Annotated in this window: 14 protein-coding genes; 7 read left to right on the forward strand and 7 right to left on the reverse strand. The window is 60.6% G+C overall.

All coding sequences use genetic code 11. The features are described from left to right. The first annotated feature begins 16 nt into the window (after nucleotides 1-16). From ABNT42_RS04815 to ABNT42_RS04825, 3 genes are all read left to right on the forward strand, one after another. Nucleotides 17-721 carry a glutathione S-transferase N-terminal domain-containing protein gene (locus tag ABNT42_RS04815; protein WP_348694743.1) on the forward strand — a complete coding sequence of 235 codons (705 nt, stop codon included), beginning with the start codon at nucleotides 17-19 and terminating at the stop codon, nucleotides 719-721. A 207-nt stretch (nucleotides 722-928) separates the two neighbouring features. Further along, the gene (yegQ, locus tag ABNT42_RS04820; protein WP_348694745.1) at nucleotides 929-2290 is read left to right on the forward strand and encodes a tRNA 5-hydroxyuridine modification protein YegQ; all 1362 of its coding nucleotides are present in this window, start codon (nucleotides 929-931) and stop codon (nucleotides 2288-2290) included. Between the two features lie 147 nt (nucleotides 2291-2437). Beyond that, nucleotides 2438-4291 (forward strand): prolyl oligopeptidase family serine peptidase, encoded by a 1854-nt coding sequence (locus tag ABNT42_RS04825; protein WP_348694748.1) that lies wholly within the window; start codon nucleotides 2438-2440, stop codon nucleotides 4289-4291. Between the two features lie 71 nt (nucleotides 4292-4362). On the opposite strand, the gene ABNT42_RS04830 is transcribed toward ABNT42_RS04825, so the two are convergent. Continuing rightward, a complete protein-coding gene (locus ABNT42_RS04830) occupies nucleotides 4363-6009 on the reverse strand; it encodes a M28 family metallopeptidase (RefSeq protein WP_348694750.1) in 1647 nt (548 codons plus the stop codon). A gap of 180 nt (nucleotides 6010-6189) precedes the next feature. Here ABNT42_RS04830 and ABNT42_RS04835 point away from each other — a divergent pair, with 180 nt between their 5' ends. Continuing rightward, nucleotides 6190-7341 (forward strand): TIGR04552 family protein, encoded by a 1152-nt coding sequence (locus ABNT42_RS04835; RefSeq protein ID WP_348694753.1) that lies wholly within the window; start codon nucleotides 6190-6192, stop codon nucleotides 7339-7341. A 94-nt stretch (nucleotides 7342-7435) separates the two neighbouring features. Beyond that, nucleotides 7436-7843 (forward strand): hypothetical protein, encoded by a 408-nt coding sequence (locus tag ABNT42_RS04840; protein WP_348694756.1) that lies wholly within the window; start codon nucleotides 7436-7438, stop codon nucleotides 7841-7843. Nucleotides 7844-7896: 53 nt separating this feature from the next. Here ABNT42_RS04840 and ABNT42_RS04845 read toward each other — a convergent pair whose 3' ends face one another. The 6 genes from ABNT42_RS04845 to ABNT42_RS04870 all read right to left on the reverse strand — a co-directional run bounded on the left by ABNT42_RS04845 (nucleotide 7897) and on the right by ABNT42_RS04870 (nucleotide 18638). Then, nucleotides 7897-11052, reverse strand: coding sequence for a S8 family serine peptidase (locus ABNT42_RS04845; RefSeq protein WP_348694759.1), 3156 nt, complete (start codon nucleotides 11050-11052; stop codon nucleotides 7897-7899). Nucleotides 11053-11070: 18 nt separating this feature from the next. After that, nucleotides 11071-11841: an NF038120 family PEP-CTERM protein gene (locus ABNT42_RS04850; protein WP_348694762.1), complete on the reverse strand. Its 771-nt coding sequence runs from the start codon at nucleotides 11839-11841 to the stop codon at nucleotides 11071-11073. 420 nt (nucleotides 11842-12261) lie between these two features. Further along, nucleotides 12262-14922, reverse strand: a complete 2661-nt coding sequence (gene pepN / locus ABNT42_RS04855; protein ID WP_348694764.1) for an aminopeptidase N — start codon at nucleotides 14920-14922, stop codon at nucleotides 12262-12264. Between the two features lie 89 nt (nucleotides 14923-15011). Beyond that, the gene (locus tag ABNT42_RS04860) at nucleotides 15012-17069 is read right to left on the reverse strand and encodes a S9 family peptidase (protein ID WP_348694767.1); all 2058 of its coding nucleotides are present in this window, start codon (nucleotides 17067-17069) and stop codon (nucleotides 15012-15014) included. A gap of 118 nt (nucleotides 17070-17187) precedes the next feature. Beyond that, nucleotides 17188-17505 (reverse strand): CcdB family protein, encoded by a 318-nt coding sequence (locus ABNT42_RS04865; protein WP_348694770.1) that lies wholly within the window; start codon nucleotides 17503-17505, stop codon nucleotides 17188-17190. Between the two features lie 308 nt (nucleotides 17506-17813). Further along, nucleotides 17814-18638 (reverse strand): transporter substrate-binding domain-containing protein, encoded by an 825-nt coding sequence (locus tag ABNT42_RS04870; protein WP_348694773.1) that lies wholly within the window; start codon nucleotides 18636-18638, stop codon nucleotides 17814-17816. A 362-nt stretch (nucleotides 18639-19000) separates the two neighbouring features. Between ABNT42_RS04870 and ABNT42_RS04875 the strand changes: the two genes are divergently transcribed. Next, entirely contained in the window at nucleotides 19001-19570 is a 570-nt protein-coding gene (locus tag ABNT42_RS04875) for a hypothetical protein (RefSeq protein ID WP_348694776.1), read from the forward strand. A gap of 182 nt (nucleotides 19571-19752) precedes the next feature. After that, nucleotides 19753-22122: a S9 family peptidase gene (locus ABNT42_RS04880; RefSeq protein ID WP_348694779.1), complete on the forward strand. Its 2370-nt coding sequence runs from the start codon at nucleotides 19753-19755 to the stop codon at nucleotides 22120-22122. Nucleotides 22123-22127: the final 5 nt, after the last annotated feature.

The following is a 22127-nucleotide window of genomic DNA, read 5'->3' on the forward strand; positions in this document are numbered from 1 at the left end:
TTTCTACGGACCCGACATGACAACTCTTGCTGACTTCCCCATCGCCAAAAAATGGCCTGCACAATTCCCCGAGCGCATCCAGCTGTACTCGCTGCCCACGCCGAATGGCGTCAAAGTGTCCATCGCACTGGAAGAACTGGGCCTGCCATACGAAGCCCATCTGGTGAGCTTCGATAGCAATGACCAGCTATCGCCAGAATTCATCTCGCTCAACCCCAACAACAAGATTCCTGCCATCATTGACCCGAATGGTCCGGACGGCCAGCCGCTCGGCCTGTGGGAATCGGGCGCCATCCTGCTCTATCTGGCTGCCAAGGCCGGCAAACTGCTGCCGGAGGATCTGGCTCAGCGCTACGAAACCCTGCAGTGGCTGATGTTCCAGATGGGCGGCGTAGGCCCCATGTTCGGTCAGGTCGGTTTCTTCCACAAATTTGCCGGCAAAGACTACGAAGACAAACGTCCGCGTGACCGTTACGTCGCCGAAGCAGCCCGCCTGCTGGGCGTGCTGGAGCACCGCCTGCAGGGCCGCCAGTGGATCATGGGCGAGCAATACACGATTGCCGACATCGCCATCTTCCCGTGGATCCGCAACCTGATCAGCCATTACGGCGCGGGCGAACTGGTGCAGATCGAGCGCTTCCCCGAAGTGCAGCGCGTCCTCGCCGCCTTCGTCGCCCGTCCCGCCGTCGCCAAAGGTCTCAACATCCCTGCCCGCAGCTAAACCCGCGGGGTCAGGTCGGGCAAAGTGTCAGTGTCAGGTCGGGCAAAGGGGCCTCAACGGTAAGCTACTGGCTGAGGCTGCACCGATGCCCGACCTGACACCTGCACTTTGCCCGACCTGACCCCAAGGTGAGGTTTTTTGATCCAGATCAAGGACTAGCTTGACGCTAGGCACTAAGATTCGCCACTTTGCGCGCTTCTTTTTATCATGCTTAGCTCTCCTGAACTCCTCCTGCCCGCCGGTTCGCTGGCCAAAATGCACGCTGCCTTCGATTACGGCGCCGATGCCGTGTACGCCGGTCAGCCTCGCTACAGCTTGCGCGTGCGCAATAATGACTTTTCGACACTGGACGCCCTGCAGGAAGGCATCGATGGTGCCCACGCGCGCGGCAAGCAATTCTTTGTCGCCAGCAACATCTTCGCCCACAACGCCAAGCTGAAAACCTATCTGCGCGATATGGAGCCGGTGATCAACATGAAGCCGGATGCGCTGATCATGGCCGATCCCGGCCTGATCATGATGGTGCGCGACAAGTGGCCGGAAGTGCCTGTGCACCTGTCGGTGCAGGCCAATGCCGTCAACTGGGCCGACGTTAAATTCTGGCACCGCATGGGTCTGACCCGCGTGATTCTGTCGCGTGAGCTGTCGCTCGATGAGATCGAGGAAATCCGCCAGCAATGTCCGGAGATGGAGCTGGAAGTGTTCGTCCACGGCGCGCTGTGCATCGCCTATTCGGGCCGCTGCCTGCTGTCCGGCTACTTCAACCACCGCGATCCGAATCAGGGCACTTGCACCAATTCCTGCCGCTGGGACTATCAGGTAAAAAACGCGGCCGAAGACGCTACGGGTGATCTGGGCAAGATGGAAGTGATACCGCTGAACTTCCAGCGCGCCATCGAAGAAGCGGACGCCCGTCCGTTCTCGACCCTGCATCAGGAAGCGCGCCACCCGCTGGCCGACCGTCCTTACCTGATCGAGGAAGCCCAGCGTCCCGGTCAGCTGATGCCCATCATCGAAGACGAGCACGGCACCTACATCATGAACTCCAAGGACTTGCGCGCTGTCGAGCACATCGAGCGCCTGGTCAAGATCGGTGTCAATTCGCTCAAAGTGGAAGGCCGCACCAAGTCGCTGTTCTATGCGGCCCGCACGGCGCAGGTGTACCGCCGCGCGATTGACGATGCGGTCGCTGGCCGTCCGTTCGATATCAGCCTGCTGGGCCAGCTGCAAGGTCTGGCCAACCGCGGCTATACGGATGGCTTCTACCAGCGCCACCACACGCAGGCGCACCAGAACTATATGCGCGGCGCTTCCGAAGCCGACCGCAGCCAGTACGTGGGCGATGTGCTCAGCGTCGAAGACGGCTGGGCGCGGGTGGACGTGAAAAACCGCTTCAGTGTGGGCGACAAGATCGAAGTCATGCACCCTAGCGGCAACCACGACATCACCCTGAACCGCATGCTGTCGGACGACGGCAACGAGATCAGCGTGGCAGCCGGTAGCGGCCACATCGTACGCATCGAACTCGGTGCCGGCTACGACCGCGCCCTGCTGTCGCGCTACCTGTAAAGCCTAGCAAGGCCACACCGCCCGCGCCGCCTGCACTGCAACTCAGCCTTGCGTGCGGCGCCGCGGGTTTTTCTTTTCCCGCGGTAGATTGCCGCAGTGCGCATTTGCCGGTAAAGTTGCATTTTAATTAGTTATCTAAAAATTATTATGCGCTTGCTTGTTGCTAGTCTCTTCAGTTGCGTCCTCGTTGCCGGCCCTAGTCAGGCGCAAGCACCTTCCGACACCGCCAGCAAGATACCGGTCGAGCAGTTTTTTCAGCGCCCCAACACCAGTGGCGCAGCCATCTCCCCCAGCGGGCGCCAGATTGCTTTGCGCCGGCTGTCGCCACAGGGACGCTTTATGCTGACGGTGGTAGACACGGAAAGCAAACAGGCGCGTGCGGTGGCCAACTTCAACAATGCCGATGTCGATCTGATTTTCTGGATCAGCGACGAAAGGCTGGTTTTCACCACTAACAACGTCGATCACAACGGCACTATCGGCAAGACCGGTGTGTATGCGATGGATCGCGACGGCAAGAACCGCATCCTGCTGCGCGAAACCGTCGGCCACCCGCGCGGCTTTGCCGATGGCGATCAGGTCCGGACGGATAGCCAGTCTGGTCTCAGCTACAACGGTTTTCCCGCCACGCCCGACGAAGAGCTGTATGTCATCTCCACCCTGCCCGACAGTGCGGAAATGGCGCGCATGGACACCCGCACGGGGCGCGTGCATAATTTCCGCGTCCCCAACAACACCTTCCAGCTCCTGATTGATGCAGATGGCAAGCCGCGCATCGCTACGGCCTGGCGCCAGGATCTGCATCAGAGCTTCCTGCGCGACGGCGATAGCTGGCGCGAGATTACCCGCATGGGCACGCCACTGACTGACGGGTTCAAGCCGCTGCTGTTTGCCGAAGACCAGCTCTACGTGCGGGCCCGCAATGGCCGTGACGAGGCCGGCATCTATCGCTACGACATCGCCCGCCAGACACTGCTGCCGCAGCCCCTGATTACCGCACCGGGCTTTGACACCGATGGCAGCTTCATCGTCGGGCCGCGCAATATGCTGGGCTTCCGCTTCAATACGGATGCTGCCACCACCGTCTGGTTCGATCCCGCCATGAAGGCCTTGCAAGAACAGGTGGACCAGCAGTTTCCCGGTCTGGTCAACCAGATCTCGCGCGGCCGTTTCAGCAGCACGCCCTATGTGCTGATCAGCACCCACTCCGACATCCAGAGCCATGCCTTCCTGCTCTACCACCGCGACAGCAAGGCCGTGAGCCTGCTCGGCAGCGCCATGCCGCAGCTCGCACCACAGCAGATGTCGAATATGAGCTTGGAACGCTTTGCTGCGCGCGACGGCCAGCAGATTCCGGTACTGCTCACCTTGCCCAAGCATACGGGCAAAGCGCCCTTCCCCACGGTAGTGCTGAATGGCGCCAGCATGGCGCAGCGCAACGGCTTGTGGGAATGGAACCCCGAAGTGCAGTTTCTCGCTTCGCGTGGCTATGCCGTGCTGCAGGTAAGCCCCCGTGGCAGCAACGGCTTCGGCCTGCGCCATCTGAACCTGACGCCCGCCGGCTCAGGTACCGATGCGCTCACCGATCTAGCCGATGCCGTGCAATGGGCGGCCAAGCAGGGTTACAGCGATCCAGCGCGCGTGTGCATCGCCGGCGGCCACGGTGGCGGCGCGGCGGCGCTGCGCAGCCTGCTGACGCAGGCGCAAACCTACCAGTGCGCCATCAGCTGGTCGGCCGAACTCAAACCCAAAGACGATGCGCTCAACGCCCGTCTCGGCGAACTGCGCAAGCCCGTCTTGCTGGCCTACGACAAGGATAGCGAACGCCTCGACTATCAGCAGGGCCGCCAGCTGTACGCCACGCTACAGGCGCAGCAGGCCCCCGTGCAATGGCTGGAATACCCCCCTCAGGTCGAGCACTGGAAAACCCAGCAGCCACGGATAGACCTGTGGCGCCAGATCGAAAGCTTCCTCGCCACCCATATCGGCCCGCGCCCTTAAAGCGCGCTATGCCGGCAGCAAAAAAAAAGACCGCCAACACTGGCGGTCTTGCGAGCTGCGGCTAGCAGGCTCTAGCGGCGCTTATTGGCGCTGGCATCGCGGATGATGCGGAACTCGGCATCCTGCGCCCAGTTCGGCCAGTCCTTCGATTCGGCCAGATCACGCCCCAGACCATACAGCAGGCCCAGATCGCGTGCCATGCCAGTGAACGGCCACTCGGCTTTCCATTCATCCGAAGGCTGGTGGTAATTGTTCACCACATAGTCTTCTTCCATTTTGTGGCCGGCGGCTACACCACCGTCGATCCAGTCATCACCGGAGCCGAAGGATATTGCCGGCACGCCCCGCTTGGCCAGCGGGAAGTGGTCGGAGCGGAAGAAGTGACCCGCTTCCGGCTTCGGATCAGGCGCATACACCATGTCGTACTGCTTGGCCTTGGCGATCAGCTGATCGAGCAGATCCAGTTTGGCGCTACCGGAGATGGTGAAGTTACGTGCCGGGCCGTATGGGCTCAGTGCATCCATATTGATGGCGCCCACGGTTTCCGCCAGTGGATACAGCGGATAGGCCGCATAGTACTCAGAACCCAGCAAGCCCTTCTCTTCCGCCGTCACGGCAAGGAACAGCACACTACGCTGCGGTGCCGGTGCTTTGCCATAGGCGCGCGCCAGTTCCAGCAGTGCGGCAATGCCGGTAGCATTGTCCACGGCACCGTTATAGATCTTGTCGCCCTTCGCATCTGGCAGGCCGACACCCAGATGATCCCAGTGCGCGCTATACATCACGGTCTGTTCCGGATGGGCGCTGCCCACCACACGGCCCGCCACGTTCTTCGACACGATGGTCTGGGCATCCACCGCATAGCTGGCCGTCAGCGTTACGCCCTGCAGTTGCACAGGTTTGAAGTTACGCGTCTGTGCCAGCTTTTTCAGCGCTTCAAAATCCTGCCCGCCGCGCTTGAACAGATCCACCGCCAGATCGCGCTGCATCCAAGCTTCCATCGAGGCGTGGGCCAGCGCTGGCTGTTTGCGCACGATGTCGTACATCACGTTGGTGTTGGAGTTCTTCACCGTTGGCCAGCCATACGACGCCGGTGCCGTCTCGTGCACGATGATGGTGCCCAGCGCACCGCGGCGTGCCATCTCTTCATATTTATAGGTCCAGCGGCCATAGTAAGTCATGGCCTTGCCACCGAACTCGCCAGCGCCCGTTTCAAAGTCGGGATCGTTGATCAGCACCACGGCCAGCTTGCCGCGCAGATCAAAGCCTTTGAAGTCATCCCATTTACGCTCGGGCGCATTGACGCCATAGCCGACGAACACCAGCGGCGCATTGCGGAAGTCCACCTTCTTGCTGCCATTCATGGCGGCACGCACCGCCATGTCTTCGCCCTGCTTGAGCTCCTGATTGCCTTTGGCATCATGCAGCTGCAGTTTGACGGGGCCTTTGATTTCGAAACGGCCCAGCGGTACATCCTGAGTCCAGCTGCGCACATTCTTCTGACCTTTGAGCAGATCGCCAGCAGGCTGCAGACCGGCCGCCTTGAACTGTTCGATCAGAAAAGCCACAGTCTTGTTTTCGCCGGCCGTGTTCGGCCCGCGTCCTTCAAATTCATCCGATGCCAGCACTTTCACGTCCTGCGACAAGTGCTTGGCATCGAACTCCGGCCCCGTTGCTGCTTGGGCCGTGGCAGCGGCAAGCAGGGAGCAGATGAGCATGGTGTTTTTCAAGTCGATCTCCGTATTTTTTAGTTTTATGCAGCGTTTAACTGCGCGGCAATACTGACACGAAATCAATAGCGCGGCAACCGCCTACTAGCGCTTGCGCTGCGGCGCTGCAGCATTGACGCTGCCTGAAGGGACTGCGATACTGGATCATCGCTGTCCCCCATCGCTGCTATGCAAACCCTGAATGCCACTCTCAAAAGCAAGGGCAAGTTCTCGCTCAACTGGAGCTATCTGAACGCCATTGCCAACGGAGTCTCGGCGATCGATCTGGGCGCGCTAGCGTTGCGCAATCTCCACGATGCGCGCCAGTTCGTGCGCGAATACGGCTTCGATCTGGACCAGCCGGCCGCACCCCGTCTGATCCGTCAGGCCCATGCGGAAGCAGTGGAATTCATCTGCCAGACGTTTCTCACGCCCGAACAGGCGGCGCTGATACCGGCCGAAGTGCGTGCACCGGACGATCCGCTACAGCTGCTGGTGTATGCCTCGCTGCGTGGCCAGCAGGTGGATCTGCGGCGCATGTGGGCCTGCGCCGTGCTGAAAGTCATGCACGGCATTTTCTACATCGATAACAACCTCAAGCTACGCCATTTCCACGCTATCCGCAGCCAGGTCTTCGGTTCGCTCGATGAAGTAATCCGCAGTGACGGCGAGCGCTACTTCCTCACCGATGGCGAGATCTGTCTGCCGCTGCTGCACTACGACCGCAAGAACAACAAGGGCCGCAACAGCATCCTGCTCAAGCTGCTGCAAAAGGCTGCCTATCTGGCCGCCGACATCTTCGATCATCTGGGCGTGCGACTGGTGTTCGCCACCCGTTTCGAATGTCTGCTGGCGCTGCGCGCACTGCAGCGCGCCCATCTGCTATCGGTCACCAATGTCGATGCGGGACGCACCCGCAATACCCTGCTCGATCTGGAAGCGGCCAAACAGATCTTCAACAAATACCGCAGCCGTATCGCCGCCAGCGATGACTATCCGGTGGAGCTGCTGCGCCAGATGGATGCGGAACTGGCCGAACAAGCCCAGCCCCTGACCCGCTGCGACAATCCGCACTCGGGCAGCGGCTACAACAGCGTACAGGTCACGGTGCGCAAGATGATCCACGTGCAGCAGCCCGATGCAGCGCCCGAGCAGGACTACGACGTGGGCTTTTTCTTCGAATACGAAATCCAGCTGATGGATGCGGATAGCTACCAGCGCAGCCTGACGGGGCCGGCCAGTCACGATGCCTACAAAAAGCGACAAGTCGATACCGCCCGTACCCGCGTGTTCGGGCGCGAACTGCTGCGCGTGCTGGACCAGCACAGCCCTGCCAGCTGAAACACGCAGCACGCTTGCCAAGCGTGGCCGATGGTCGCATCATAGGCCGATGAATACTCCCTATTTTCCGCGCCGCCAGCCGGCAAGATGGCGCATGACTAAGCGGATGACGCTAATGACGCTGCTGGCACTGAGCAGCGCCTGCCATAGCCAGCCCGTCACTGCGCCCGCCAGCACAGCCGAACTGTGGCAGCAATTGCAGGCAGAAGCCCGGCGCACCGGCTGCCAGCAGGACAGCCAGTGCCATAGCATAGGCGTAGGCAGCAAAGCCTGTGGCGGCCCCGAGCGCTATCTGCCATGGTCGGACTACCAGCGCCACGATCAGCGCCTGCAACAACTGGCGGCCGCCTATGCCGCTGCGCGCAGCGCCGACGACCAGCGCCAGCAACTGATGTCTAACTGCATGCTGGTGCCGGATCCGGGCGCCCAGTGCCAGGCGGGCCGCTGCGTATTGCGGCCACCGGCGACGCTGCCGGGCAGCACGCCCGCCACCGCGCGCTAATAAAAAAAGCCCGCGCACCTTGCAGTGCGCGGGCTTCATACCACTCGTCGTGCTTAGTCAGCCAGTACTGGCTTGGCGCGCGAGTTGTTGAACATAGGCAGCGGATTGGTGGTATCCACACTGATTACCGTGGTGCCCTGTTTCACGTTGTCGAGCAGGTAGTTGACCACGCCCATGTGACGTTTGCCAGCTGCCAGACCCGACCAGCTCATACCCACCGATGCGGTACCGCCGATCGTCGCCACACTAGGCAGCATGACCTTGAGATTGCCACCTTTCGAATCCGGCGTTACCACCCAGTTCGACATGGTGTAAGTCTCGCTGCCACCCGCTGGGGCATAACCAATCACGCAGACGTTGTAGTCGCCAGCGGCAGGCGCCACCAGCTGTACAGCTTCGTTGGAGGTGTCGCCACCGCTGCTGGCAATGGCCACGCCGTCGCGTACCACCAGCAGGTCGAGGTCGGAAGCGCCACGGCCTACCGTTTCCGTATCGAACAGTGCAAAGCGGGCCAGCATGGTACCTGCTGGAATCGTCACTTTGTGCACGTTGACGCCGCTGTTACCGCTGGCAGCACAGGCTGCAGTCAGGCTGGCCGAAGTGGTGCTAGGCGCTTTACCGATCGAGCGGGTTTCAGGCGTAGCAGCGATCAGGCCGCCTTGCACACTGCTCATACGGCCCGCAAAGCCGGTGCCGACGGTCAGGATCTTGCTGCCCGAGGTGGCCTCGCTATACACCGAGGCCGGTGCCGCCAGTGCACTACCACGCACCGTCAGCGGGCTGCGTACGCTATGCACGCCATCGCTCCACACCAGCTTGCCGTATGCCCAGGTATCGATAGGCGCGGTGCTACGGGTGAACTTGACGGTGAAGCTAGCCTTCTCGCCCGGTGCCAGCACCAGCGTCGATGGTTTCACTTCCACGCTGTAGCCCGCCACATTGGCGCTCGCCGTGTAGGTGGCACGGGTGCTGCCCACATTGGTTACGGTACGGGTCAGGGTCATCGAGCCGAGGATGTTGCCTGCGGTCAGCGAAGGCAGATTCAGATTCTGCGCTGCGATCGCACCACCGGCATTGGCGCACTGGGCTGCCGTGTACACCAGATTCTGGCCGCACAGGAAACGCACGTAGTCGATCGGTGCGATGTCATACACCAGACCCGGATCGGCCGCCGTGTTCGGGCTGACGTGGCCTGCACCCTGGCCCCATGGCAGGTTGCCGGTGTTTTTCGCCGTTGCATCCCACTTCATACCGCTGGTCAGACCATCGGTATAGGTATCGAAAGCCGTGGTCATCAGGGCCGACTTGATGGCCGCTGGCGACCAGTCAGGGTGCAGCTGCTTGAGCAGTGCAGCGATACCGGCCACGTGTGGCGAGGCCATCGAGGTACCCGTGTAGAACGCCCATTCAGCCTTCGGTGCGGCATCGCCCAAAGCCACGGCATCGCGCTGGCTCTTGCTCAGGTCAGCCGTGACGGCTGCCAGAATATCGGTGCCCGGCGCCGTGACGTCCGGCTTCAGGATGTTAGCGTTGGCAACGTTAGGACCGCGCGAGGACGAACCGTTCATGATAGGCGCTTTGACGCTGGTATCACGAGTGGCGCGCAGATTACCCAGACTGGCCGTGGCACTGTCCGGAGCAGCCGCCACATAGGCTTTCAGCGTGGCGGCATTGGCCGCCGTAATGTGCACGGTGGAGATGGTGTGCGGCTGGCTCAGGATGGTGGCATTGCCGGTCGGTACATTACCGATCACCACGCCCACGGCACCCGCCGTCTTGGCATTGGCCGACTTATTAACCAGCACGTTGTTACCACGGTCGCAGACCAGAATCTTGCCCGCTACTTTGGCCGGATCAAGTAGTGCAGCAACGCTATCGGCAGCACCGAAGCACTGGGCCAGCGCAACCGGGTCAACGCCGGGCAGACCGGCATCTTTGGACAGAATCAGTGGCGCCGACGGCGTATTCGCATTGCCCGAAGCCCCCGACAGCGCAGTGCCGTTACCCAGCACGGCATCACCAAGGTAGAGACGGTCATGGGTCGAGTTACCCACCGTGGTCAGCCAAGGGCTGATGTGGGCGACGGGCGCAGGTGCCGCCGCGGTCGGGCCCGAGTTACCGGCCGAGGCAGCGACAAACACACCGGCTGCTGCTGCACCGAGGAAGGCCTGTTCGGTCGCTTCGTTAAAGGTGCCACCACCGGCGCTAGGGCCGATCGAGAAGTTAATCACGTTCACGCCGTCTTTGACGGCCTGATTGATCGCGGCCACGCTGCTGGCAGTCGGGCAACCGTTCTTGGCAGTGGTCGCATCGGTCCAGCAGACTTTGTAGGCAGCGATACGGGCACGTGGCGCCATACCGGTGATCTTGCCCAGATTCACGCCGCTGCTGGTGACCGTCACACCGGCATTACCGCCGGCCGTGCTGGCCGTGTGATCGCCGTGACCGCCCGAACCTTCGGCACCGCCGACGGAATCCCGTACCGAGTTAAATTCGGTCCAGTGCAACGCCTGGGTAGCAGGTTTGAAATGGCGTGCGCCGATCAGCTTGTTGTTGCAATTGTTGGCGCCAAAGCCTTCGCCCGTCACGCACTGGCCTTTCCAGCTGGCTGGCGGCGCATCGTAGACGCGGGTCGAGCCCTGATGGCTAGGATTGCCGTTCTCATCCACGCGATCGGCGAAGCTGTTGTGCTCAGGCCAGATACCGCCGTCCACGATACCGATCACGATGTTCTCGCCAGAGGCGCCCTGACCGCCCAGTTGCTGCCACAGGCCACCGGCTTTATCCAGACCGAGGAAGCTGGCCGTGTAGCTGGTGTCAAGTTGCATGATCGAGTCTGCCGTAATTGCGGCGACGGCGGGATTGGCCTTCAGCGCGCGCACTTCGTCATCGGTCAGCAGGGCAGCAAAGCCGTTGAACACCACATCGTACTTGTGGGTGATTTCAGCCGCGCTGATGGTGTTGATCACCGCTTCCTGCTTGCTGTCGAGGTAGTTGATGTAGGACTGCACGGCAGCCGCATCGACATCCAGCCGCTGGCCAGCGGCGGGCATGGTGGCAGGCAGACCGGCTACCTGACCGGTATAGGTCGCCACCGGCTTATCGGTCAGCTGCACAATGTAGGAGCGACGCGTGTCATCGGCCATGACGCTGGTGCTCAGACCCGCCAGCACCAGCATGACAGCGGAAGTAATCGGACGTAATTTCATAGTTTCGTCTTCCTCGACTTAAACGTTATGGGATGCGCGACGGCGGCGCGACAGCAGACCGATAGCAGCCAGACCCAGGCCCATCATGGCGTAGGTTTGCGGCTCAGGTACGGCGGCAACTTCGATGTTGTCGATGGCGAATTGCGACTGGTTGCCGTAAGCACTGCAGCCACCCAGGCCGTCATACAGGCAGGAGCTGAACTGCACGCTGCTGAAGGTGTTCGCAGCAAACTGGCTAGCCAGCGTAGCGTGCAGGAAAGGCGAGCTGCCGCTACCGTTCAGGGCGGCAAATTCCACTTCCGTGCTCACCGTGCCGCCGCCAACTTTCTCGCCCAGAATGGTCAGCTTGCCCGGCAGGATGCCGGCTGGCAGGCCACCGACCGGCACCATGAAGCCGTAGTCGAGCGCGCTCAGGCGGAAGCCCTGGCCATTGGCCATGGACAGCGACATCTGCACGCTGCCGTCATTGACGCTCATGAAATAAATGCTGGAATTGCCGGAGGGGCAAACGGCTACGCCGCAGCTGTAAGGGTCCAGACCATTGACCAGCGCACCGGCAAAGCCGGAACCACCGCCAGCTGCCAGCGTGTCCTGCACCAGCAGGGTAAAACCACGCTCTTCAAAGGTCATGCCGCCCAAGAAAATATCGGGTAATTGCGACTCGAAGTCGATCACATCAGCCATCGCTGGTGCGGCGCTCATCAGCGCCAGCGCGCCCAGCGCGGCGGCGCTGATTTTCTTCAGGCCACGGACGGCCGAAGCATGCTGCATGGGGGTGGAATAGTTCATTTCTCTGCCTCGAGGGATAGGTTGGCTCCACGGCCTGTACGGTAGCGATACCGTCCTAAGCCTGTGGCTACTTTGTCAAAACTGTTGACCAATATATCAAAGCGAGAACATTTCAATAATGAAACAATACAGAATAAGAGACTGTAATTTCCACAAATTCAGAATTAAATTCTGGCACCACTATGATTTTCACTGCTTAGATCGGTTCCTCTAGAGGGGAAAACTGGCTGAATTTCCGTTGCAATTACACAAAAATAGATATTTGAACAAATTCATGAAAATGTCTCATTTGAGACATTTTTCCGCTACGTCGCTTTGTAGCGACTAAGTACTATCCAGCAAGCAGCTATTGCAGCGAAGTGACAGACGAAAAAAAAGCCAGCACTGCGGCTGGCTTTTTTTGCGCAAAAACGCGGGCGATTAAAATTTGGCGAGCTTTTTCTTCATGGCAACGCAACGCTGGTCTTCCTGATGTGCCACGAGCAAGGAACGCAAGGTGCCGGCCGATAGTGTTTTCGTTTGATCGAGCACGTTCTGCAAACGCGCCACGCTCGCTGGCGTGCAAGCCGTCGGCAGCAGCGCGTTGGCATAGCTGCGCATGAACACCGGACCGGCACTCTGGTCCACCTGCGCCAGCTGGGTCAGACGCTGGGCTGCCGTCTGCTCGGCCAGCACACGCTGCTCGGACGGGTATAGATTTTCCATCGCCTTGCGTACCTTGGAGAATGGCAGCTTGGTTTGCAGATCATGGATCTTGCCCAGCCATTCAGCTTTCACCGCGGCATCCGGCTGCCCTGCCATGGCCGCCACAGCTGCCAGCTGCCCCGCATCGGACGGATCGCGCGCCTGCTCGGCGGCCAGCAAGGCTGCCGCACCGGGGTAGGCATAGCGGTTCAGGCGGATCACGATATCCCAGCGCAGATCCTGTCCCACATTCAGGCCGGGCACGACCCGCTTACCGCTGAGGATATCGGCCAGCTGCTCCAATGCGGCCGGCGTGCTGGCCAGACCGAGGTAGGTACCGAACCAGCGCCGCTGGAAGTTGTTATCGCCCTGCGCTGCCACACTGGCCTTGTAAGCCATCTGCTCCAGCTCAGGCAGCACCTTGTTGCGGTAGCTGGCCACTTCCGGCCCCATCTCGTCCAGATAGGCTTTGGCCATGCGCAGCTTGCCCGTCACATCGCCCAGCAGGGTGTAATCCTTCTCCGCTGGAGCATTCGCCAGCACCGTCTTGAGGAAGGCATCCAGCGGCAACTGGGCGGCACGTACGCTATCCCACAGGCTCTGCCACAGCATCGAACGCAGCATCGGGTCGGCCACCTTGCTCAGACTGGCCTGTGCGGTAGCGAACGAGCGAGCGTCCAGCTGCACCTGCGCATAGCCCCAGTCCTGATAGTTGGGGTAGACCAGATCCGGACAGGCAGCGCCCTGCAGTTCCGGCACGGGCGTCGCAGCGCCCTGATAGGTCACGGCCACGTTCTTGTTCAGCCCCAGCCCTTGCGGGGCCAGCTTGAACAGAGCGATCTGCACGCGCTGTTCGCGCAGCGTCGGCATGGCGGCGCTCGGCGCAGTCTGACGCAAGGTGAACTGTTTGATCTTGCCACCGGCGCAGCTGAAATCGGCCGCGATGGTATTCACGCCCGGCTCGTACAGCCACTGCTTGGTCCAGCCACTCAGGTCACGCTTGGCGGCATCGCCCAGACTGCCGATAAAGTCATCCAGCTTGGCGTTCTGGTAGGAGTATTTGACCAGATAGTTGTGCACGCCCTGACGGAAGGTTTCCTCGCCCAGCAGGTGGCGCAGCTGCTTGAGCGTGGAAGCGCCTTTGGAATAGGTGATCGCATCGATGTTATCGAAAGCATTGGCGGTGGATGGCACCGGGGTTTCGATGGCGTGGGTAGTCACGCGCTGATCCTGCACGTAAGCTGCCTGCTTGCCGCCCGAGTAGAAGCCCTGCCATGCGTTGGTGAACTCGGTCGCTTCCGCCGTGGCCAGTGTGCCCATGAAGGACGCGAAGCTCTCGTTCAGCCACAAGCCGTTCCACCACTTCATGGTGACCAGATCGCCAAACCACTGGTGCGCCATCTCGTGCATGATCACGCCGGCCAGACTCTGGCGCTGGGCAGCCGTCATTTCGCTCTGGTGCAGGAAGCCGCCTTCGGCGAAGGTCACGGCACCGGCGTTTTCCATCGCGCCGTAGAGGAAGTCCGGCACTAGCAGCTGGTCATATTTCTCGAACTGGTAAGGCAGACCGAAATACTCGTCGAAGAAAGCCAGACCCTGACGGGTGTACTTGAACCAGTCCTGCGGCGCTACCTGCTTGGCGACCGACTGACGGGCGAACAACCGCATCGGATATTTGGCGCTGCCGTCTTCCCACACTTTGTAAGGGCCGGCGTGCATGGAGAAGTTATAGCTGCTCAGGCGCTTGGTGCGGGGGAAGGTCCAGCGCCGCGTGGCGCCCAGATCTTCGATACCGCTTTCGCGCTTGGTGGACGATACCACCCAGTCGGCCGGCACGGTGACGGTAATCGCGTAAGTGCCTTTCAGGTCAGGCTGGTCGAACGACGGGAACATCTGGTGTGCCGCCGCCGGCTCGAAGTGGGTGTAGGTGTAGACGCGCTGGTCGACCGGATCGACCATGCGGTGCAGCCCTTCGCCATTGGTGCTGTGCAGACGCTCGTAGCTGATGGTGACAGTGTTACGGCCCGCCACCAGATCGGCAGCAGCGATGGTGACGAACCACTGGTTGTACTGGGTCGGCACCACTTTGCCGTTGACGCTGACGCTATGCACGGTGGCTTTGTCCAGATCGATGGTCAGCGGCGCGCTGGCATCGTTCAGATCGAACTGCAGCGTGGTGCTACCGCTGAAGCGCTCGGCGCCCGTCAGCGTGAAGTCCAGCGTGTAATCGACATTGGCCACGCGGGCCGAACGGGCAGCGGCATCCTGCTGCGACAGATAGGCATTTTCCGCGCGGGCGGCAACAGCTGCAGGGGCGGACGCATCGGCCGCCACGGCGGCACCGGGCAACTGGCCCAGCATCAGCGCGACACTGGCAGCAATCAAAGTCTTTTTCATGTTTTTCCTCGCAAGGTACAACGCCCGCAAGGGCGGGCGTTGGGTAGGGATCATCGAGTAGGCTTATTTATTAGGCGTACTTTTAACGTTTATTTTTTCAAATACGTATCGAGCCAGTCGATCACCGTGTGATGCCACAGCACCGAGTTAGCTGGCTTGAGTACCCAGTGATTCTCGTCGGGGAACATCAGCAGCTTGCTGGGAATACCACGGCGCTGCAGCGCGGTGAAGGTACCCAGCGCCTGTGCGGTCGGAATGCGGAAATCCAGATCGCCCTGCACGACCAGCATCGGCGTCTTCCAGTTTTTCACCTTGTGTACCGGATTGAATTTCTCGTGCAGTTCCGGCACATCGTAGTAAGGGCCGCCGTTTTCCCACTCGGTGAACCAGATTTCTTCCGTCGAGTAAGCCATGCCTCGGGTATCGAACACGCCGTCGTGGTTGACGATGCACTTGAAGCCGTCGGACCAGTTACCGGCGATCCAGTTCATCATGTAGCCGCCGTAGGAAGCACCCAGTGCGCAGCTACGCTCGCGATCCAGCCACGGGAATTTTTCTACTGCCGCGGCCAGACCTTTCTGCAGATCTTCCAGCGGCTTGCCGCCCCAGTCACCACTGATGGAGTCCGTGAACTTCTGGCCATAGCCGGTGGAACCGTGGAAGTCGATGAACACCGTGGCATAGCCGGCGCCGGCATACACCTGCGGATTCCAGCGGTAGCTCCACGAGTTACCGAAGCTGCCCTGCGGGCCGCCATGCACGAGGAAGGCTACCGGATACTTCACACCCGGCTGGGCATTCCATGGCTTCATCACGTGACCATACACGGTATCGCCATTGGCGCCCTTGAAGGAGAACTGCTCGTACTCGCCAAACTTCACATCGGCCAGCGCCTGCGCATTCAGCTGGGTCAGTTGCTGGCCCTTGTCGGCCGTGCCACCCAGTTTGAACTTGTAGAGCTGTGCGCCGGAAGTCAGGCTGGCCTGCGCCATCACGATGGTGTCGCGCGCCACGTCGAAGCCGCTCACATAACCATTGCCCGTCAGCGCAGTGACTTTGCCGCTAGCGGCATCGATGGCGAACAGACGGTGCTGGCCAATATCGTCGGCCGTGGCCAGCACGGTCTTGCTGTCCGGCGTCCAGCGGTAGTCGGCGATAGAACGGTCCCAGCTATCGGCCACCGTGCGCTTCTTGCCCGTGGCTACATCGATCAGCACCAGATGGAAGCGGTCCGCTTCGAAAGTCGGCTTGTCCATGGCCAGATAGGCCAGCGTGCGGCCGTCCGGCGAATAAATCGCCTTGCTGTCCCATGCCTGATTGTCAGCCGTCAGATTGACCGGTGCGCCACCGGTAACCGGCACCGTGTAGATATCGAAATTGGTCGACCAGGCTTCCGTCTTGCCCGCGATACGGGCCGAGAACACCACTGTCTTGCCATCCGGGCTGAAGTGGTAGTCGTCATGGTCACCGAAAGGCTTGGAAGGCACATCGCCATCGAGCGTGCCGGACAGACTGACCGGCTGCGCCGTGACCTTGCCGCTAGCATCGAGAGGCGCCGAATACAGCACATTGTTGCGGCCATCGGCCCAGGTATCCCAGTGACGGGCGAACAGGCGGTCATACACTTTGCCGCTCGCCTTGTTCTTACCCTGCGCATCAAGGCGCGACTTGGTGCAAGCCAGATCGGCGCAATCGCGGAACACGGCCAGGCTCAAGGCCAGACGGTCACCCTGCGGCGACAGGCGGAAATTCTCCACATCCAGTGGCAGATCGGTCACCCGCACGGCTTCACCACCGGCCAGCGGCAAACGCCACACCTGCTGCGAGCCGGAACGGGCCGACAGGAAGTAGACTGCATCGCCCGACGGCGACCATTCCGGATCCGTGCTGCTGGCTTCAGCCTGCGTCAGGCGCACCGGTGCTGCCTTGGGCGCGCGCAAGTCAAGCAGCCACAACTGGGTGTTACCGCGATTCTTGTCCATATTGGTGGCGCGCACGGTGTACAGCACGCGGCTGGCATCTGGCGACAGCACCGGGCTGCCTACGCGCTCCATGCGCACCAGATCTTCCACAGTGAAGCCGCGCGGCGCGGCGGTAGCACTGGAGGCCGCCAAAACGGTGCCCAGTAGCAACAAAGGTAGTTTCATTCGGTGATCTCCGACATTGTAAGAAAAGGCCGGCTCGTGGCCGGCTGTAGCGCATGATACCAAGAGTGCGGTGCAGCAATCAAAGCGCGGCCGGATTTGTTACTTAGCGATACTTAGACTAGTAGGCACCGAACAAGCGATCCAGCGCAGACTGAATGGCAAACTGATAGGCCTGCGCCGTGGCAACCAGGATTTTTAGCTGCTTGAGCGGGATGGCTGCCAGCTGGGGACAATCGAAAACGTGTTGCTCACCATGCACGGCAATCAGCGGAAACAAATCAGAAGGCGGGCTTGCCGCAAAGTAGACCACTAGTGGCCGCAAGGGCACGACGATGCGGGTCGCCAGTCCGCTTATCAGATTATTTTGCACATCGACAAGGAAAGGGATATCCCGGCGATTACGTCCAGAATTGGCATAAATATCGAACCTGCTCATCAAAAGGCTCGCCATTCCTCCAGTGCCAGACCATCCTGCTCCAGCTGCTGGTTATATGCCTTCAGAAACTCCGCATGCCGTCCATTCCAGTCTGACTCTGCACGTGCATGTATTTCTTCCCGTAGACGCTGCTCGCAAAGCTGCGAGATGTTCAGTCCCAGATTTCTAGCTGCACGATACACCTCAGGCGACAAACAGATTCTAGTCACCTTCATTTCGCTGAGCTGAGGTGGAGCGGAGCGGGACTTCATGATGAGCAATAACGCCAAAGGTGACTGAGCCAAGAAGCACATTATAGTGCGCCATTGTCAGTGCGGGCGCACGGCATAGGCGGCGATTTCGGGCGGGTAGTAATGCTGGAACCACTTCCACAGCATGCCGCGGGCGGCCTGCCGCAACAGCTGGCGCAAGGTGTCACGGTCGGCTGCCGTCAGCGATTTCTGCGACAGATAGATACCACTGTCAGCGGGTGGCAAGCCGTCCAGCGGCGTGACCTGTACCTCGCGGGCAAAACTAGCCAGACTGGCATCTTCGGAAAGCGAACTAAAGAAGATGGTTGGCGCCACCACCGTAAAGTCCACCCGCCCTACTTTCATCATGCGCGCCACCATCAGCGGCGCTGCCACGTAGGAGATTCTGTGCTGTGCATCAAGTTTATCAATCAGACTGTTGTATTCGTTACCAAACACATAGCTGCGCACCACGGCGCCGCGCCACTCCGGATGGGCCAGCAGGTCGGCCACGCTGGTGCTGCGCACCGGGCCTTGCTTATTGCTGATCAGCGCCATGCGCAGCTTCATCATGGGAATAAATTCGGCCTGCCGGTCACGCTCCTCGCTGCGCGAGGCGGGCAGCAACAGATCTGATTCACCCGAGTTGAGGAACATATACGTGCTGCGCGCGCGCGGCATGACAGGAAACACGAACTCGCAGCCATACTGCTTGCCTAGTTCGCGCAACGCATCGGGGAAAGCACCGCTCACCTGATTGTCCTTGACGATCACGCTATAGCCGGTGGGCGCTACCGGCGCCACGATGGGCCGGCTGCAAGCGGCGTGCGCCATCCCGGCCACCAGCAGCACGGCTGGTAGCCCGCCCCGCAGATAGCGAACAGGATGGGTCAGGCAGGACAAACAGGCTCCGGAATTAACTTGCAGGGAGCTATTTTATCGTGATTTCCTGCAAGCATGACCGGCAAAAATAAATTGTATCAATGCTGGCAAATCCGCCACGGCTGCGGCTCACGGGTGCATAATTATCGACTCGGAGCAAACTTCTGCGCCTGCTTCTCGCCGGCAAGAACAGCGCAGTACGCATCCCCCCGCCGGTTATTAACGTAACGCTAGCGTATTGCTAGGTAAATATTGCTTCACGACTACTTGTGAGCAATTGTAAATCGACGTTGTACCAGTCCGGACCACCGCTAAGGTAACGGGCTACACCTCGGGCGCGACACCTACCGCGCTGCCGAAGTCTGACGAAATACGGGATTGCCATGCTTACTGCTACCTATGTCTTACTGACACTATCGATCGAACAGAAGAAAGAGCGCCACTTCATTGCGCGCCTGCTGCACTATGTGCAGAACATTGCCCGCCGCCCACAGGAAATCGATCCTGTGCACATGCAGAACCAGTTGCAGGAACTCATCACCTTCGCCGAGACGCGCCACCAGCGCAAGGTGGAAGCCTGTTTGCTACCGGCTGTTAAAGCTGCCGATGCCAGCAGCGCAGCACTGGTGAAGGATCTGGAAACCCTGAGCCGCATTGGCCGCGCCATGCTCAATGCCGTCAACAAATGCCTACGCCGTGCCATGCGGCGTAGCGCTATCCACGGCAAGTTCCTGTGCCGCACTATCGATCTGTACTGCCAGAATCTGCTGACGCGACTAGACAAGGAAGAACAGGAATTACTCCCGCTGGCGCAGAAAGTCATCTCTAGCGAAGAATGGTTTGAAATCGGCAGCCAGTTTCTGGCGCAGGAAGGCCATGCCGCCGGCCAGCACGATACGCCGGAAGCACAGCCACCCGTGGCCGCCTATACGGGCTTCTACTCGCCGGCCTGAAAAAATCGGACAATATCAATATAAACGATTTATACCGTATCTATCTGCCGTAGCTAACGGCGGATGTCCCGGCTTTTCGTAGTCGTAAAGACAATATAGCTTCGCTAACGCGCTTGGGCTAGAATCCAGACCGTGCCGTGATCCGGCACGTCCCTTGGACCAACCTCACAGCAAAGCTAACGATGCGTTTTGTTCTAACTTTCCTGGCCGCCACAATTAGCGCCACCTTCGCCCCGACCGCGGGCGCCGCCCCTACCCCGATCACGCTGGAACAGGCCATGGCCAATCCGGACTGGATCGGCAACCCCGTCGAAGCTGCATGGTGGGGCTGGGACAGCCGCCAGATCTACTTCAAGCAGAAACGCAGCGGCTCGCCCGTGCGCGATACGCTGACGCTGGATGCCAACGGCAATGCCAAAGCCATCGCCGCGCCCCAGCTGGCCAGTCTGGATAGCGCTAATCCTGTCTACAACCGCGAGCACACGCGTGCCATCGTGCAGCGCAATGGCGACCTGTTCGAGCGCGACCTGAAGACGGGCGCTCTCACGCAGATCGTGCGCGGCAACGCGCCCGCTGCTGCGGCGCAGTATTCAGCTGATGGCAACCATGTGCAATTCCGCGTGGGTCAGGACTGGTTCAGCTGGAGCCGCAGCGAGCGCCTGATTGCGCCGCTGGCACTGCTGCGCACCGCCAAAGATCCCGATGCTGCACCGGAGGCGGATTTCCGCCGCGACCTGCAGCTGCGCCTGAGCTCCACCCTGAGCCGTCTGAAAGACGAACGCGATGCGCTGCGCGAACAGCGCAATGCCGAACGCAACGCCGATGCCACGCGTGCCCCGCTGCCCTTGTATCTGGGCGAGAAAGTGGTGGTCGACGCTAGCGCGCTGTCGCCGGACGGGCGCTACCTGCTGGTGGTCACCAGCGCCAAAGATGGCGACAAGCGCCGCGTCGGCAAGATGCCGAAATACGTGACCGAATCGGGCTACGAGGAAACCGACGACGAGCGCAAGCGCGTCAGCGAAGCGGGCCCGCTGGAACAACAACTGAAACTGGTCGAACTGGCCACGCGCAAAGTTACCGAGCTGTCGCTGGCCGACCTGCCCGGCATCGCCATCGATCCGCTGGCCGAACTGCGCAGCGCCCAGCATCTGGACGCCCTCAAAGGCAACCGCAAAGTGCGCTTCGAAGCAGGCGAACATGCCATCCAGTGGAGTGCCAACGGTGCCCGCGTGGCCGTGATGGCGCAAGCCATCGACAACAAGGACCGCTGGATTGCCAGCGTCGATCTGGCCAACGCCAAACTGGAACCGCTGCACCGCCTGAGCGATAAGGCCTGGGTTAACAACCGCTACAACGATTTCGGCTGGCTGCCCGACCACAGCACCCTGTGGTACCAGTCGGAAGAAAGCGGCTACGCCCACATCTACCTGCGCAGCGCCGATGGCAAAACCCGCGCACTCACCAGCGGCAAATGGGAAGCCAGCAATATCGAATGGAATGCAGACGGCAGCACTGCCTACTTCCTGTGCAACCCTAAACTGCCCGGTACTTACGAAGTCTGCGCCAGCGGCGTGCGCGATGGCGCCCTGCGTGAACTGACCGCGCTGGGCGGCGTCGAAGGTTTCACCCTGTCGCCCGATGGCCGCAAGCTGCTGCTGCGTCATTCCAGCGCCTACATTCCGACCCGCCTCGCTACCGTATCCAGCAATGGCGGCAGCGTCACCACCCTGAACGACGTGCGCACGCCGGACTACAAGGCGCGCGAGTGGGTCATGCCGCAGATCGTGGCCGTGCCGTCCACCCATGGCGCCGATCCCGTCTGGGCCAAGCTGTATCGCCCTGCCACGCTGGAAGCCGGTAAAAAATATCCTATCGTGATGTTCGTGCACGGCGCCGGCTATCTGCAGAACACCAGCCAGCGTTATCCCGTCTACTTCCGCGAGCAGATGTTCCATAACCTGCTGGTGGAAAAAGGCTACATCGTGCTGGACATGGACTACCGCGCTTCGCTCGGCTATGGTCGCAACTGGCGCACCGCCATCTACCGCCAGATGGGTCATCCGGAACTGGAAGACTACATTGACGGTCTGAACTGGCTGGTAGCCAACCATCAGGGTGACGCCGGCAAAGTCGGCATCTACGGCGGCAGCTATGGCGGCTTCATGACCTTCATGGCGCTGCTGCGCGCACCGGAACAGTTCAAGGCTGGCGCAGCGCTACGTCCCGTGACCGACTGGACCACCTACAACCACGAATACACGGCCAATATCCTGAACACGCCGGAACTCGATCCGCAGGCCTACAAGGTTTCCTCGCCTATCGAGTACGCCGACAAACTGCAGGGCCATCTGCTGATCGCCCACGGCATGATCGACGATAACGTGTTCTATCAGGACTCGGTGCGCATGGCGCAACGCTTCATCGAACTGAAAAAAGATAACTGGGAGCTGGCGTCGTATCCGCTGGAACGGCACGGCTTCGTTCACCCCGAAAGCTGGTACGATGAATACCGCCGCATCTACCAGCTGTTCGAACGCACGCTGAAAAACTAAGGAGA

This window comes from Duganella fentianensis, from assembly GCF_964031615.1.
In the GTDB taxonomy this organism is placed as follows: domain Bacteria; phylum Pseudomonadota; class Gammaproteobacteria; order Burkholderiales; family Burkholderiaceae_D; genus Rugamonas; species Rugamonas fentianensis_A.